The organism is Tepidibacter hydrothermalis (genome assembly GCF_029542625.1).
Lineage (GTDB): Bacteria > Bacillota > Clostridia > Peptostreptococcales > Peptostreptococcaceae > Tepidibacter_A > Tepidibacter_A hydrothermalis.
The window spans coordinates 1,977,619-1,991,734 of sequence record NZ_CP120733.1 but is presented as its reverse complement, the minus strand read 5'-3'; the positions used below and the strand labels follow the sequence as shown (position 1 = coordinate 1,991,734).

The 14,116-nt window shown below is 34.2% G+C and carries 22 protein-coding genes; all 22 read left to right on the top strand.

Going from position 1 to position 14,116, the window contains the following annotated elements:
* The first annotated feature begins 10 nt into the window (after nucleotides 1-10).
* The 22 genes from P4S50_RS09185 to P4S50_RS09080 all read left to right on the top strand — a co-directional run bounded on the left by P4S50_RS09185 (nucleotide 11) and on the right by P4S50_RS09080 (nucleotide 14,059).
* Nucleotides 11-286, top strand: a complete 276-nt coding sequence (locus tag P4S50_RS09185; protein ID WP_277734555.1) for a helix-turn-helix domain-containing protein — start codon at nucleotides 11-13, stop codon at nucleotides 284-286.
* A 1-nt stretch (nucleotide 287) separates the two neighbouring features.
* Nucleotides 288-704: a VRR-NUC domain-containing protein gene (locus tag P4S50_RS09180; protein ID WP_113674540.1), complete on the top strand. Its 417-nt coding sequence runs from the start codon at nucleotides 288-290 to the stop codon at nucleotides 702-704.
* Nucleotides 623-2,383 carry an AAA family ATPase gene (locus P4S50_RS09175; RefSeq protein ID WP_277734553.1) on the top strand — a complete coding sequence of 587 codons (1,761 nt, stop codon included), beginning with the start codon at nucleotides 623-625 and terminating at the stop codon, nucleotides 2,381-2,383. Before P4S50_RS09180 ends, P4S50_RS09175 begins: the two co-directional genes overlap by 82 nt.
* A gap of 2 nt (nucleotides 2,384-2,385) precedes the next feature.
* On the top strand, nucleotides 2,386-2,730 hold the full coding sequence (locus P4S50_RS09170) for a hypothetical protein (protein WP_277734552.1): 345 nt from the start codon (nucleotides 2,386-2,388) through the stop codon (nucleotides 2,728-2,730).
* Nucleotides 2,731-2,751: 21 nt separating this feature from the next.
* Nucleotides 2,752-3,267 (top strand): DUF669 domain-containing protein, encoded by a 516-nt coding sequence (locus P4S50_RS09165; RefSeq protein WP_277734551.1) that lies wholly within the window; start codon nucleotides 2,752-2,754, stop codon nucleotides 3,265-3,267.
* A 113-nt stretch (nucleotides 3,268-3,380) separates the two neighbouring features.
* Nucleotides 3,381-5,111 (top strand): hypothetical protein, encoded by a 1,731-nt coding sequence (locus P4S50_RS09160; RefSeq protein ID WP_277734550.1) that lies wholly within the window; start codon nucleotides 3,381-3,383, stop codon nucleotides 5,109-5,111.
* The gene (locus P4S50_RS09155) at nucleotides 5,111-5,407 is read left to right on the top strand and encodes a hypothetical protein (RefSeq protein ID WP_277734549.1); all 297 of its coding nucleotides are present in this window, start codon (nucleotides 5,111-5,113) and stop codon (nucleotides 5,405-5,407) included. Before P4S50_RS09160 ends, P4S50_RS09155 begins: the two co-directional genes overlap by 1 nt.
* 7 nt (nucleotides 5,408-5,414) lie before the next feature.
* Entirely contained in the window at nucleotides 5,415-7,301 is a 1,887-nt protein-coding gene (locus P4S50_RS09150) for a phage/plasmid primase, P4 family (RefSeq protein ID WP_277734548.1), read from the top strand.
* Between the two features lie 14 nt (nucleotides 7,302-7,315).
* Nucleotides 7,316-8,236 (top strand): DNA cytosine methyltransferase, encoded by a 921-nt coding sequence (locus tag P4S50_RS09145; RefSeq protein ID WP_277734546.1) that lies wholly within the window; start codon nucleotides 7,316-7,318, stop codon nucleotides 8,234-8,236.
* A 17-nt stretch (nucleotides 8,237-8,253) separates the two neighbouring features.
* Nucleotides 8,254-8,523, top strand: coding sequence for a DNA N-6-adenine-methyltransferase (locus P4S50_RS09140; protein WP_277734545.1), 270 nt, complete (start codon nucleotides 8,254-8,256; stop codon nucleotides 8,521-8,523).
* Nucleotides 8,524-8,528: 5 nt separating this feature from the next.
* Nucleotides 8,529-8,717, top strand: coding sequence for a hypothetical protein (locus P4S50_RS09135; protein WP_277734544.1), 189 nt, complete (start codon nucleotides 8,529-8,531; stop codon nucleotides 8,715-8,717).
* On the top strand, nucleotides 8,686-8,982 hold the full coding sequence (locus P4S50_RS09130) for a DUF1599 domain-containing protein (RefSeq protein ID WP_277734543.1): 297 nt from the start codon (nucleotides 8,686-8,688) through the stop codon (nucleotides 8,980-8,982). The genes P4S50_RS09135 and P4S50_RS09130 overlap by 32 nt, the downstream gene beginning before the upstream one ends.
* A complete protein-coding gene (locus P4S50_RS09125; protein WP_277734541.1) occupies nucleotides 8,969-9,310 on the top strand; it encodes a nucleoside triphosphate pyrophosphohydrolase family protein in 342 nt (113 codons plus the stop codon). The genes P4S50_RS09130 and P4S50_RS09125 overlap by 14 nt, the downstream gene beginning before the upstream one ends.
* Entirely contained in the window at nucleotides 9,297-9,503 is a 207-nt protein-coding gene (locus P4S50_RS09120; RefSeq protein ID WP_277734540.1) for a hypothetical protein, read from the top strand. The genes P4S50_RS09125 and P4S50_RS09120 overlap by 14 nt, the downstream gene beginning before the upstream one ends.
* Nucleotides 9,504-9,716 carry a hypothetical protein gene (locus tag P4S50_RS09115; protein ID WP_277734539.1) on the top strand — a complete coding sequence of 71 codons (213 nt, stop codon included), beginning with the start codon at nucleotides 9,504-9,506 and terminating at the stop codon, nucleotides 9,714-9,716.
* A gap of 1 nt (nucleotide 9,717) precedes the next feature.
* The gene (locus tag P4S50_RS09110) at nucleotides 9,718-10,101 is read left to right on the top strand and encodes a hypothetical protein (protein ID WP_277734538.1); all 384 of its coding nucleotides are present in this window, start codon (nucleotides 9,718-9,720) and stop codon (nucleotides 10,099-10,101) included.
* Nucleotides 10,070-10,651, top strand: a complete 582-nt coding sequence (locus P4S50_RS09105; protein ID WP_277734537.1) for a hypothetical protein — start codon at nucleotides 10,070-10,072, stop codon at nucleotides 10,649-10,651. Before P4S50_RS09110 ends, P4S50_RS09105 begins: the two co-directional genes overlap by 32 nt.
* A gap of 3 nt (nucleotides 10,652-10,654) precedes the next feature.
* Nucleotides 10,655-10,846: a hypothetical protein gene (locus P4S50_RS09100; RefSeq protein WP_277734536.1), complete on the top strand. Its 192-nt coding sequence runs from the start codon at nucleotides 10,655-10,657 to the stop codon at nucleotides 10,844-10,846.
* 344 nt (nucleotides 10,847-11,190) lie between these two features.
* Nucleotides 11,191-11,736 (top strand): sigma-70 RNA polymerase sigma factor region 4 domain-containing protein, encoded by a 546-nt coding sequence (locus P4S50_RS09095; protein ID WP_277734535.1) that lies wholly within the window; start codon nucleotides 11,191-11,193, stop codon nucleotides 11,734-11,736.
* Between the two features lie 11 nt (nucleotides 11,737-11,747).
* Nucleotides 11,748-12,071 carry a hypothetical protein gene (locus tag P4S50_RS09090; protein ID WP_277734534.1) on the top strand — a complete coding sequence of 108 codons (324 nt, stop codon included), beginning with the start codon at nucleotides 11,748-11,750 and terminating at the stop codon, nucleotides 12,069-12,071.
* A gap of 122 nt (nucleotides 12,072-12,193) precedes the next feature.
* Nucleotides 12,194-12,727, top strand: a complete 534-nt coding sequence (locus P4S50_RS09085; protein ID WP_331489723.1) for a terminase small subunit — start codon at nucleotides 12,194-12,196, stop codon at nucleotides 12,725-12,727.
* Nucleotides 12,728-12,811: 84 nt separating this feature from the next.
* Nucleotides 12,812-14,059 carry a PBSX family phage terminase large subunit gene (locus P4S50_RS09080; RefSeq protein ID WP_277734533.1) on the top strand — a complete coding sequence of 416 codons (1,248 nt, stop codon included), beginning with the start codon at nucleotides 12,812-12,814 and terminating at the stop codon, nucleotides 14,057-14,059.
* Nucleotides 14,060-14,116 lie beyond the last annotated feature (57 nt).

The window sequence follows — 14,116 nt, the reverse complement described above, 5'->3', positions numbered from 1 at the left end:
TTGTGAAACTATGGATTATGGAAAAAGACTTGAAAGTTTAATGTTTGAGAATGGTATTACACCTACTCAATTATCAGAAATAATTGATTGCCCTCCTATACAAGTGTCACCGAGGGCGAACGATAACTTTACCATGAAAATTACAACTATAAAAAAACTTTCCTCATATTTTAACGTGACTACCGATTACTTAATTGGAGTATCCGATGAAAATAAAACTACAAATGATTTGTCAAAAGTTTCAACTGATTCTTTATTAATTGAACTTAGAAGAAGGGTGAAATAAATTGGCATCAGAAAAGTTATTTGAAAAAAAGGTTGAAAAGTACCTTCATTCAATCGGTGTTTATCAAGCAGGCACACCTTCACATCATATGAAGGAAAAGCAGATTGGATGGTTCACAAAGATTTGGGGTGGTGGTTATCAGAAAAGTGGCATCCCTGACCTGATTCTTTGTGTGAATGGTTTCTTCATCACAGCAGAATTGAAAGCATCAAAAGGTAAACCTTCTGAACTTCAAAAGATGAATACAGCAAGGATTAATCAGTCAAATGGAATTGGAATCATCTTATATCCTGATGGTTTTGAACAGTTCAAAGAAATTATGAAAGGGGTGATCAATTGCAAACATCACATTCAAGAATTGACTTATATAAGAAATGCCCTTTCAAGTACAAGTTGCGATATATTGACAAAATACTAACTTTACCAACCGATAATGCAGCACATCCATTGATTATTGGAACTGCACTTCATACGGGATTGGAAAAGGGTGTGGATGTGGCAATCAAAGAATATTACACGTCATATCCAATCATTACAGATAGACATATTGAAGAAGCAATGAAGCTTGAAATAATTGTACCAAAAGCAGCAGAAATGATTCCACAGGGTGAATATGAAATCAAAATTGAAAATGAACATTTCATTGGATATGTTGACCTTCTTGCACCTGCAACAGTATTTGAACGTGGGGTTGAAGTTCCAAATCAATATGATTTATACGACTTCAAGTATTCCAACAATGTTTCAAATTACAAGAAGTCACAACAGCTTCATTTGTACAAATACTTTTGGGAAAAAGAAAACCCTGGAAAAACAATCAGAAACATGTACTTCTTATTTGCACCAAAGACAAGTATAAAGCAGAAGAAAACAGAAGACTTGTTTCAGTTTAGGAAAAAAATTGAAAGTGAATTGGACAAGCTTGAACCAAGACTTGTTCCAATTGAATACGATCCATCAAAAGTGGTTGAATTCATGATTGATGTTAAGAACGTATTAGAAGCAACAGAATATCCAAAATGTGAAAGTTATCTTTGTAACTTTTGTGAATACCAAGACTATTGTCAGAAAGGATGGGATTATATGCTATTACCCAAAAATGAAAGAAGGAACATTGGAAAGATTAAAAAGAAGGCTATTTGGATTTATGGTTCACCATTCAGTGGAAAGACAACTTTTGCAGATGCTTTCCCTGACCCACTAATGCTGAATACCGATGGAAATATTAAATTTGGAATTACTGCACAATTTATTGCAATCAAAGACAAGGTTTCAGTTGAAGGAAGAATGACCAAAAGAACATTGGCATGGCAAACATTCAAGGATGTTATTGCTGAACTTGAAAAGAAAGACAATGAGTTTAAAACAATCATTGTTGACTTACTTGAAGATACTTATGAACATTGCAGACTTTACATGTATGACCAAATGGGAATCACTCATGAATCAGATGACAGTTTCAGGGCATGGGATAAGGTTAGAACTGAATTTCTTTCAACATTGAAGAAGCTTATGAACTTGGATTATGAAAACATTATCCTGATCAGTCATGAAGATACTTCAAAGGACATCACTAAAAAAGGTGGTGACAAGATCACAGCAATCAAACCAAACCTTCAAGAGAAGACAGCAAATAAGGTTGCAGGAATGGTTGATATTGTGGCAAGGGTCATTGCTGATGGTGAAATTAGAACACTATCATTCAAGACAAATGAAGTCATCTTTGGTGGTGGCAGACTTACTGCTTCAACAAATGAAATTCCACTTGATTATGATGCTTTCCTTGAAGTTTATGAAGAAGCAAATAAAAATGCAGTTGCAAAACTTAAAGGTGAACCGAAGAAAGAAGAAGCTTCAAATAAGTCCACTGGTGGTAGAAAAGGAAGAACAAAGAAAGAAACATCAACAGAAGAAAATGAAGTGACAGATGAAGAAAATATGAGTTCTGAACCAGTTGAAGAACCTGAAAAAGAAGAACCAAAGAAAAGAACACGTTCAAGAAAATTAAGAAGTGAAGATTCAAATGAAGAAACTTCTGATGAAGCTGAAAAAGAAGAAAAACCAAAGACAAGAACTAGAAAGAAAAGGGGTGAATAATAGTGACTAATTATGAAAAATTCATGAAGCTTCTACATGATAAAGGTCATGTCAAAGGAATGACAATGGCAGTCAACCTTGCACCAATGGAATTCCTTCCTGATGAAGTTAAACCATCAGTGATTAAAAGTTGTGTGGCAACATCCATTTCAACAATCTTGATGAAAGACCCTGAAATCAAGCAGGTATTTGATAAGGCAGCATGTGATTTGATGCTTGACCAAGTTTTCAAAGATTTGGACTTGAAGAAAGATGAAGATTATAAACCAACTGCACAAGACTTATTTGCAAAGTCAATTGCAGATGCACTGTTCAGTAATATGTTTACAAATAAAAATTCAAAATAAGAAAGGTAAAGGTGAATTAAAATGGCAAATATTTGGGATAAATTTGATGATGCAATTGATACAAAAGGATTACAAGAAGATGTGAGAGAAGCAGCAAAAAAAGGAACAGGATCGTTTAGGGATGTACCACATGGACAGTATGAAGTTAGAGTAGACAAAATGGAATTAGGCGAATCTAAGAAGGGTGACCCAATGGTTACAATATTTTTTAAAGTGCTTGAAGGAGAATATAAAGGTGAAAATATTCCATTTTGGCAGGTAATAAACCAAGGTTTCCAAATCCACATTGTAAATGAATTATTGAAAAGTATGGAATCAGATGTTGTTAATGAAACTGCTGAAAATTTTAATCAAATTGATATTAAAAAAGGAAAAGAACCTAGGGACAGATTATTTGATTCTTACAATCAGTATGGTAATTTCCTTATGGATGTTATGGAAGAAATTGATGGAAAACTTGAATTTAACTTAAAATATGGCAAAGGAAAGAAAGATTTCAGCACATATGAAATCACAGAAGTGTTTGAAGTAGAATAACAACTTTGGGTCAGGGGTGCATCAATTTTTTTAAAAGCATCCCTTCCCCTACACTTCCCCATTATTAGTATTAACAAGAATATTAAACTTTATACAGAAAGGATGTGAATAAATTGTTGTTCTATGACTTTGAAGTTTTCAAAGAAGATTGGTTGGTTGTAGTGATTGATATGACAAACAAAAAGGAACATGTCATTATTAATGACCCTGATGCACTTGAAAAATTACACAGTGAAAATGTCAATGAAATATGGGTTGGATTCAATTCAAGACATTATGACCAATACATTCTCAAAGGCATCCTTTGTGGGTTTGACCCTAAAAGAATCAATGACTACATCATTGTAAAAGGTAATCCAGGATGGAAGTTTTCTTCACTACTTAGAAATATAAAACTTATAAACTATGATGTTATGACTGGAATTGACAGGGGTTTGAAAACCTTTGAAGGATTCATGGGAAACAACATAAAGGAATCAAGTGTTCCTTTTGATATAGATAGGAAATTAACACAAGAAGAACTTAATGAAACAGTGAAATATTGTAGACATGACGTTGAACAAACGGTTGAAGTCTTCCTGGAAAGAAAAGATGATTTTGAAGCACATATGGGATTGGTGAAACTTGCATGTAAGGACAAACCACTGGATCTTTTCTTACTTTCAAAGACAAAAGTTCAACTTTCATCAATCATCCTTGATGCTACAAAGAAAGATCATAATGATGAATTTGACATTGACTTCCCTTCTACTATGCAAATTGAAAAGTATACAGAAGTGGTTGATTGGTACAAGAATCCTGAAAACAGAAAATACAAAGTTGATCCTGATAATCCAAGGTCAAAGAAAAATCAACTTGACATCATGGTTGCAGGTGTACCACATGTATTTGCTTGGGGTGGGGTTCATGGTGCATTAGATAAGTATTCAGGTGAAGGTTACTACTTGAATATGGATGTTGCTTCACTATACCCTTCACTGATGATTCAATACAACCTTGGAAGTAGAAACATGAAAGACCCAAACAAGTATGAAGAAATTTATCATACAAGGCTTAAATACAAAGCAGAAAAGAATCCATTGCAGCTTCCTTTGAAATTGGTTCTAAATGGAACATATGGTGCAATGAAAGACAAGAACAATCAGCTTTATGACCCAAGACAGGCAAACAGGGTTTGTGTATATGGTCAACTTCTTCTGCTTGATCTAATTGAAAAGCTTGAACCACACTGTCAAATCATTCAATCAAATACTGATGGTGTTTTAGTCAAAATGAACAGATATGAAGATTTTGAATTGATTGATGACATTTGTTATGAGTGGGAACAAAGAACACACCTGGTTCTTGAATTTGAAGAATTCAGAAAGGTCTTTCAGAAGGATGTCAACAATTACATCATTGTCAGTCCTGATGGAAAATACAAATCCAAAGGTGGATATGTCAAGAAATTGAACAACCTTGATTATGATCTTCCAATAGTGAATAAAGCACTAATTAATTACATGGTTCACAACATTCCAGTTGAACAAACAATTGATAAATGTGATGACCTTAAAGAATATCAACTGGTATCAAAAATCAGTGGTAAGTACACACATATTCTTCATGGTGAAGAAATTGTAAAAGAAAAATGTATCAGAATGTTTGCTTCTACCCTTCCAACTGACCTTGGTGTCAAGAAAGTACATGCTAAAACAGGTAAAGCAGCAAAGATGCCAAATTCACCTGAAAACTGCTTCATATACAATGATGAAGTTAATGGTGTAAAAGTACCTAGTAAACTTGATAAAGAATGGTACATCAACATGGCAAAGAAAAGATTATCAGATTTTGGGGTGATTTAATGGATGAAAATATATTGATAATCAAATACAACACTGATTGGAATGGGAAACCATACAGCACCAATGATCCACACCCTAAAGGTGTAATGCAACTTTACTTGGATAAGACTTTTGAAACATATAAGACCAAGGCAGGTAAAGAAAAATGTTTGAATGTGGTTCATAGAAGGAAGCTGATGAAGTTCATAATTCAAGCAGGTAGTGAACAAAACATTGAACAATTGAACAATTGGTTAAAGAAAAATTCAAAATTATGGTTAGCAGAATTTAAGAAATTAAAACAGAAAGGACGGTGATTGAAAGTTGTTCTTCAAAGGATATGTTGAAACTAAAAACAAGAAATGCATAGAAAAATTCAAAGGCAGAACAGATTTCAAGTCCTATGAACAAGTTCAATCATTATCTGAATTTGCAGGCATACTTGATGCTGAAACCATATTGATTGATGTTGATGACTTTGACCAAAGTGAAATACTGTTCAAGATTGTTCAAGAAAAGAATTTAAAATGCAGGGTTTACGAAACAACAAGGGGCAAACACTTCTTATTCAAGAATAAAGGTGTAGTCACCAACAGAACACATGCAAATCTTGCAATTGGAATAACTGCTGATATTAAGATTGGTAAAAGAAACTCTTATTCTATTTTAAAATTTAAGGATAAAGAAAGAAAAATTTTGTATGACACAACAGGTGAAAATGAAGAAGCACAAGACCTTCCAAAGTGGCTTCTTCCAATTAAGACAAACACAGACTTCATTGAAATGAAAGCAGGTGATGGAAGAAATCAGGCTTTATTCAATTACATATTGACCTTACAGTCAAATGATTTTGAAGTTGAACAAGCAAGGGAAACCATCAGAATAATCAATGAATTTGTGTTAAAAGTTCCCCTTTCAGAAGATGAAATTGAAATCATATTAAGGGATGATGCTTTTTCAAAACCAGTATTTTTTAAAGGCAGCACCTTTTTATTTGATAAGTTTGCAATCTATCTGAAAAACAATCATCACATCAAAAGGATCAACAACCAGTTGCACCTATACAAAGATGGAATTTACATCAGTGGACTTGCTGAAATTGAAGCTGAAATGATAAGACATATCCCACAGTTGAACAGAGCAAAAAGAACAGAAGTCCTTTCCTACCTTGACATTTTAATAAGAGAAAATACACAGGCAACAGAAGCAAATTGGATTGCTTTCAGGAATGGACTTCTGAACATATATGATGACACCTTTGTTCCCTTCTCACATGAACATGTCATCACCAATAAGATTGATTGGGATTACAACCCAAACGCATATGATGAACTTACAGACAAGACCCTTGACAGAATATCATGCAATGATAAGCAAATTAGGATGCTGCTTGAAGAAATGGTTGGTTACACAATGTTCAGAAGAAATGAACTCGGAAAGGCATTCATTTTGACAGGTACAGGATCAAACGGAAAGTCTACTTTCTTGAATATGTTGAAGACCATGCTTGGAAAAAGGAATGTTTCAGTTCTTGACTTGAAGAAGTTGAATGACAGATTTTCAACAGTCATGATGTACGGAAAACTTGCAAATGTCGGTGATGATATTTCAGAAGAATTTGTGACTGATGCAGCAGAGTTCAAGAAAATTGTTACTGGTGAAACCATAGATTGTGAACAGAAAGGACAACCAAAGTTTGAGTTTGAACCATATGTGAAGTTGCTGTTTTCAGCAAATAACATTCCAAGAATCGGTAAAGGTAGAGATTCATATGCACTATTGAGAAGATTGATAATTGTTCCATTCAATGCAAAATTCAGCAGCAGTGATCCTGATTATGTTCCATTCATTGGTGATAAGTTGCAAAGTCAGGAAGCAATTGAATATTTCATTCAGCTTGGACTTAAAGCATTGAAAAGGGTTCTGATTGAAAGAAAGTTCACTGAATCTGAACAGGTTCAAAGAGAACTTGAAGAATTTGAAGAAAACAACAATCCAATCCTTGGTTTCTTTAAAGAAACTGATAAGGATGAAATTGAAAATGAACCAACAAATCAAGCTTATAAAGCATACCAGGAATATTGCTTGGCAAACAGCTTGCAACCTTTATCAAATGGTGAGTTTTCAAAACAGGTTAAAAGGCACTTTGATTTTATTATTGCTGATAAGAAAATCAATGGTAAGAAATACAGAATATTTGTTTCAAAGTAAGGGGTGAAAACAGCTTGATTAAAATACTTGAATTATTCGGTGGAATAGGAAGTCCAAGGATTGCACTTAGAAATATAGGTATTCCAGTTAAGGCAATTGATTATGTTGAAATTGATGAAAAGGCTGTTAGATCGTATAACGCAATGTTTGCTGATGAATTAGCACATAAAACACAATCAGTTGTAGGTTGGAATTTGAAACCTGACATTTTAATTCATGGGTCACCATGTCAAGATTTTTCAATTGCAGGTTATCAAAAAGGTGCTGATGAAGGAAGTGAAACCAGGTCAAGTTTAATGTGGGAAACTTTGAACATCATTGAACAGATGGGTATTTGGAAGCCAAGGATCGTGATTTGGGAAAATGTGAAGAACGTACTTTCAAAGCACATGATTCATAACTTCAATAAATACCTGGTGAAGATGGAACAGCTTGGATATACCAATTCATTTGAAATACTAAATGCAATGGACTTTGGACTTCCACAGAAAAGAGAAAGAGTTTTCACCATTTCATATTTAAACGGAACAAGTTTTGATTTTGATAAGCTTGAACGAAAAAAAGCACCACATATCAATGAGTTTCTTCAACCAAATGAAGAAGTCGATCCAAAGTATACAATAACGCAACCAAGTATGTTGAAGAAGATTGGTGATGATGGAAGTGCTTTCAGTGGAAGGCTTGAAGTTATAAATGATCATTGTAAGACCATTACAACCAAGCAATTAAGATGCCCTAATAGTGGGATCATTGACCTTGGTAATGGTCAATATAGACTTCTAACAGAACTTGAATGTTGGAGATTACAAGGTTATTCGGATGAAGATTTCTATGCTGCATCAGAAGTTAATGGAAAGACTGCACTTTACGCACAAGCAGGGAATTCAATTCCAGTAACAATCTTTGAAAGTATGTTCAAGGTAATGATTTTATAGAAACGGAAGTGAATAAATTGAATAATGATGTCATATTCAGCAGTAAATCAAATGAGTGGGCAACACCACAAGATTTATTTGACAAACTGAATGAAGAATTCAAGTTCACACTTGATCCTTGTGCTACACATGAGAATGCAAAGTGTGGAAAGTATTACACAATTGAAGAAGATGGTTTGAAACAAAGTTGGAAAGGTGAAATTGTATTTTGTAATCCCCCATACGGTAGAGAAATTTCACAATGGGTTGAAAAATCTTATAAAGAATCAGTTAGGGGGGGGCATTAGTAGTAATGTTGATTCCCTCACGAACAGATACAAAGTATTGGCATGAATGGATATTTGGAAAAGCTGAAATAAGATTTATAAAAGGTCGTTTAAAATTTGATGATTCTAAAAATTCAGCACCTTTCCCAAGTGCAATTGTAATCTTTAAGGATGGTGAAAACAATGGAAAGAAGAAGGAACATAAACAAAGTTAAAATGCATTCTGATATATGTGAAGTTCTTAATGGAATCTATGAAAAGAAAAATCATGATTATGGTGATTCATTTGCAAAATTAAGAAATGAACTTCCAAATACAATCTTGGTCAGAGTATATGACAAGTACAGTAGACTGAAAACTTTGATGCAAGGTGCAGATCAGAAAGTTACTGATGAATCAATTGATGATACTTTAATGGATTTAGCGAACTACTGTATTATGGAATTGATAGAAAGGAAGATAGCAAATGAAAATAAATGAATATCAAAAGTCAGCATTGAGAACTGCAAGCAGTGAGAAATCAGAAGACTTGATCCTGAATGGCATCCTTGGTCTTTGTGGTGAAACAGGTGAAGTTTCAGACCATATCAAGAAAAATATGTTCCAGGGTCATGAACTGAATCAGGACAAGCTTGTGAATGAACTTGGTGATGTATGTTGGTACATTGCAATCTTAGCAAGTGGACTGAATGTTGACCTTGAAACAGTAATGAAAAAGAACATTGAAAAGCTTCAAAGAAGATACCCTGATGGATTTGAAGCTACAAAATCTATAAACAGAAAGGATGAAGATAATGAAAGCAATTAAATCAGACCCAATTGAAGTTCCAATGTTGACGGATGATAGGTTTGACAGAATTGAACAGTTCGATGAACTTGTTAAACCAGTGCAACAATTCATGTTGAAACATTACAGTCCACATTCCAAAATAATCATTGAATGTAACGGTGCGACAATCACCACAGATGAAATGTTCATCCCTCTAAAGGTTGGTGATTAAATGTCAAATAGAAATCCAAAGTTCAATGCAAGTGGATGTGCAGACCCAACAGCATATGAAGCACTGAAACCAATGATTAAAGAAGATGCTGCACTTGAAAAGAAAGTTCATAACGTGGTCAATTGTGTGAAGTTCATTGTTGATTGGGCAGGTTTTGAACTAATCGGAAGAATACAAATCAAAGACAAGAAATCAGGAAGGGAGTTCAGATAATATGAAACCAGTAAAAACAGATACAAGCAACATCACCTTTGTTGGTGAAGGATGTGAAGATTTACCTGGTACAAGATACATGTGTGATGATGGTGTGACACCAGGAATAGAAACAGTTTGGGAATTAAGTGAAGAAGAAAAGCAGCAAGTGTTGGAATCAGGCAGAATTTACTTATACATTATGGGAAGAACGGTTCAACCTTGTTTCCTAGCAACTGAATCAGCAATCAGAATGGATGAAGAACCTGAAATATCACAAGAAGATTTAAAATATCTAAAGGATGCAGCAGAACAAGAATCTGTTGAAAGATTAACTAATGCTCAAATCAAAGTTGAAAAGGATGGTGAAGATAATGAAAATCATGAATCAAAAGAACAGAATTGAACTGTTCAAGAAAACAATGAACAAGGCAGGCATCAATGAAGATTTTCTTCATTGGCTGATTGATGAAGGTTTCTTCACTGCCCCTGCTTCAACTAAATATCATGGTGCTTATGATGGTGGATTATTTGATCACTGTTTGGAAGTCACTGAATCATTAGTTGAAATCACTGAAAAGATGAATATTGAATGGGAACATCCAAGGTCACCTTACATAGTTGGAATGTTTCATGACCTTTGTAAACTGGATTCATATGAAAAGGTCATTGATGTTGAAGGTGTGATGATGTTTGGATCAGATGAAGTCAAAGGTGAACAAGCACACTTTGGATATAGAAATGATAGTTTGTTCCCTGGTCATGGTGACAAGTCAGTGATGAAACTTGCAGCATGGATGCACCTGACAGAAGAAGAAATCCTTTGCATTAGGTATCATATGGGTGCTTATGAAAAAGATACCTGGGATTATTATGACAGAGCAATCAAGAAATATCAGACTGTACTTTGGACACACACAGCAGACATGGTTACTTCAAAGGTCAAGGGGGTTTAATTCATGGAACAATACTACTTCCCTATTATCTTCTTGCTGATTGGTTTCATCCTTGGAAAGCTTTCAATGTATAAGTCACTGATTACAGCGAAAAAGGAAAATGATACTTTGAAGAAAGAAACACTACTTCTGAAAAATCACATTGTATCAACAAAGAAAGGTAGAATCATTGTTCAGGGTGAAGAAAAATCCTAACCCCAACCTATTCAGCAGTAGTGGTGGGAACGGTGGTTCAAGGTAAAGTTCAAGGTGGTTCAATGTAAAATATAATCACCTTGAACCTATTAAAACACTGATAAACACTTACTTTGAGTGGTAACGGTTCAAGGGGTTCAAGGTAACTTTAATTTATTAAGAGAAAATAAGAATCTATATATTTTAAAAATTATATAAAATATATACTCTAAAAATAATTAAATAAGAGATAATACCTTGAACCCTTGAACCGATATGTCATAAGTTCAGTTAAATCAAGGGTTTTGATAGGTTCAAGGTTAGGTTCAAGGTTCAAGGTAAATCAGGTGAAAGGTAGGTATTTTATGAAAAATGATATAAATGTGATAGAAACAACAGCACAAATGACAGCAAAAGAAGTTGTTTCTGAATTGAGAAGACAAGGACTTTTGAAAGATAACAGAAGAACACCTTTTCAGAAAACAGAAACACTGCTATATAATTACAACAATTTCAAATCAGCAATCAATGACAAGTATGAACAGATTAAAACCATCCAATGTGAAGGTATTCCAAAGAAAAGTTCAAGTATTACATCATTTTCAAGTTCACCAACTTATGAAATCAAGTCTGATGCTGATAAGGCAGATGAAAAGATTGAAGCTATTGAACAAAGTATTCAGGTGACAAAGAATTTCATAGGTGTCATTGATAGTGCAATTGATGCTTTAAGAGATGATCCATATTTTGAAATTATTCCAATGAAATACTTTGAAAGCAAATCAAGGGATGACATTGCAATATTCTTTGATGTTGATGCTTCAACCATAAGCAGACACAAGAACAGACTTGTGAATTTACTTCAAATTAGATTGTTCAGTGATGAAGTTATTTATCAGATATTTAGCTAAGGGGTGATATTGTGAACAGAGCAGAAAGAAGAAGGTTACAGAAGCAAGGTAAACAAGTAAAACCTGAATCAGTAATCAATATTAAGTCCAGTGATGTTCAGCAGATAAAGAAAGATGCAGTTAGTGAAGCAGTTGATAAAGCATTTCTTTTGATGTTAGGTCTTCCAGTGTTAGTATTGCGTGACAAATGGGGATTCGGTAAAATCAGATCAGAAAGGTTTATTGACCAGGTACTTGAATTATATGATTCATTCAACAAAGATTATTTGACACTTGATGATATACACAAAGTCCTATGGGAAGAAGCAGGTGTTAAGATTCAATCAAAGGATTGATATTGCACAAACCATGCAATATTGATACCCTTGTGTGTACCCTTTATATAAGTTATAATGTATATAGTGATTAATATGCAAAATGAAAGACCCAAGAACTTTGTGTTCAAGGGTCTATTTTTATGCCAAAAATGAAAGGAAGGTGTTGCAGAATGGCAATGACCAAGAAACAAAAGCTGTTTGTAGAAGAATATCTGATTGACCTGAATGCAACACAAGCAGCGATAAGAGCAGGTTATTCAGTTCAGACAGCAAAAGAAACAGGATATGAAAACCTCACAAAACCTCACATTCAAACAGCTATAAGCAAAGCACTTGCTGAACGATCCAAAAGAACAGGAATCAATGCAGATAGAATCATTCAGGAACTTGCAAAGATTGCATTCTTGAATCCTTCTTCTGTTATCAATTTACAGAATGCTTCTGTTTTAGATGGTGCAAGTGAAGAAGATCTTGCTTGTATATCTAGTGTGAAAATCAAAAGGTCATCTAGTGATACCAGTGATTCAATCGAAAGAGAAATAAAGACCTATGACAAAATCAAAGCACTTGAACTTCTAGGAAAACATATGGGAATGTTCACTGATAAGTTCAAAGTTGAAGGTGTGATTCCCATTGTCATACAAGATGATTTGGGTGAAGATGATGAAGATTAGTAGCACGTTAGTAACACAATCATCAGAAAACCTTGAAGAACAGACACATTGCAATTATAGTCTAATAATTTCAGGTGATTGCCTATGAGTAAACTTAAAATATCTTTAAAAAAGGTTGTAGGTAAAAAGTACAATAGATTTTGGCATTTTAAAGGCAGATACAGAGTGGTCAAAGGATCAAGAGCATCCAAGAAATCAAAGACCACTGCACTTTGGTATATCACCAATATGATGAAACATCCTGGTGCAAATACCTTAGTTGTCAGAAAAACATTCAGGACATTGAAAGATTCATGCTTCACTGAATTGAAATGGGCAATCAACAGGTTGTGTGTTCAGGATCATTGGAAGATTACTGAATCACCTTTACAGCTTGAATATATACCAACTGGACAGAAGATTTATTTCAGGGGTTTAGATGATCCATTGAAAGTTACATCCATAACAGTTGATGTTGGATCCTTATGCTGGATGTGGATTGAAGAAGCTTATGAGATCATGAAAGAAGATGATTTCAATATTCTTGATGAATCTATTCGTGGTCAGGTTGAAGATGGATTGTTCAAACAGATTACATTGACATTCAACCCTTGGAATGAACATCACTGGATCAAGAAACGGTTCTTTGATGCTGTACCTGATCCTGATATTCTTGCACTAACAACAAACTACATGTGTAATGAATTCTTGGATGCAGCAGATAAAAAAGTATTTGAAACCATGAAAAAGAATAATCCTAGAAGATACAGGGTTGCAGGTCTTGGTGATTGGGGTATTGTTGAAGGTCTTGTTTATGAGAATTGGGAAGAAAAAGAATTCAACCTGGAAGAAATCAAGAAGATTAAAGCAATCAAATCTGCATTCGGTCTTGATTTTGGTTATACCAATGACCCTTCTGCCTTATTTTGTGGAATGGTCGATATTGAAGGTAAGACCATTTATGTATTTGATGAAATGTACAAAGAAAGAATGTCAAATGAAGCAATATATGATGAAGTCACTAATATGGGATATAGAAAAGAACGAATTAGAGCAGATTCAGCAGAACCTAAGTCTATTGATCGTTTGCGTGAACTTGGATTGGTGAATATAAGACCAGCGAGGAAAGGAAAAGACAGTGTCAACAATGGCATTGATTACATTCAGGATTTTAAGATTATCATTCATCCAAGGTGTGTAAACTTCCTGACTGAAATAAGCAACTACACTTGGGATAAAGATAAATTTGGAAAGAAAATCAATAAACCAATTGATGATTTCAACCACTTACTTGATGCCATGCGTTATGCACTTGAAGAATTCATCAAGGGTGAAACATTCAGTTTTGATTGATGTTAGTATCACATTAGTAACAAAATCCTTTCAAAGTTCAATAGTTCAAAGGGTTTT

Bases quoted from the DNA above. Each gene is read 5' to 3' on its own strand.
- P4S50_RS09185 (WP_277734555.1), top strand. From the start codon at position 11: ATGGATTATGGAAAAAGACTTGAAAGTTTAATGTTTGAGAATGGTATT.
- P4S50_RS09165 (WP_277734551.1), top strand. From the start codon at position 2,752: ATGGCAAATATTTGGGATAAATTTGATGATGCAATTGATACAAAAGGA.
- P4S50_RS09155 (WP_277734549.1), top strand. From the start codon at position 5,111: ATGGATGAAAATATATTGATAATCAAATACAACACTGATTGGAATGGG.
- P4S50_RS09135 (WP_277734544.1), top strand. From the start codon at position 8,529: ATGTTGATTCCCTCACGAACAGATACAAAGTATTGGCATGAATGGATA.
- P4S50_RS09130 (WP_277734543.1), top strand. From the start codon at position 8,686: ATGGAAAGAAGAAGGAACATAAACAAAGTTAAAATGCATTCTGATATA.
- P4S50_RS09125 (WP_277734541.1), top strand. From the start codon at position 8,969: ATGAAAATAAATGAATATCAAAAGTCAGCATTGAGAACTGCAAGCAGT.
- P4S50_RS09120 (WP_277734540.1), top strand. From the start codon at position 9,297: ATGAAAGCAATTAAATCAGACCCAATTGAAGTTCCAATGTTGACGGAT.
- P4S50_RS09115 (WP_277734539.1), top strand. From the start codon at position 9,504: ATGTCAAATAGAAATCCAAAGTTCAATGCAAGTGGATGTGCAGACCCA.
- P4S50_RS09110 (WP_277734538.1), top strand. From the start codon at position 9,718: ATGAAACCAGTAAAAACAGATACAAGCAACATCACCTTTGTTGGTGAA.
- P4S50_RS09105 (WP_277734537.1), top strand. From the start codon at position 10,070: ATGAAAATCATGAATCAAAAGAACAGAATTGAACTGTTCAAGAAAACA.
- P4S50_RS09100 (WP_277734536.1), top strand. From the start codon at position 10,655: ATGGAACAATACTACTTCCCTATTATCTTCTTGCTGATTGGTTTCATC.
- P4S50_RS09095 (WP_277734535.1), top strand. From the start codon at position 11,191: ATGAAAAATGATATAAATGTGATAGAAACAACAGCACAAATGACAGCA.
- P4S50_RS09085 (WP_331489723.1), top strand. From the start codon at position 12,194: ATGCCAAAAATGAAAGGAAGGTGTTGCAGAATGGCAATGACCAAGAAA.
- P4S50_RS09080 (WP_277734533.1), top strand. From the start codon at position 12,812: ATGAGTAAACTTAAAATATCTTTAAAAAAGGTTGTAGGTAAAAAGTAC.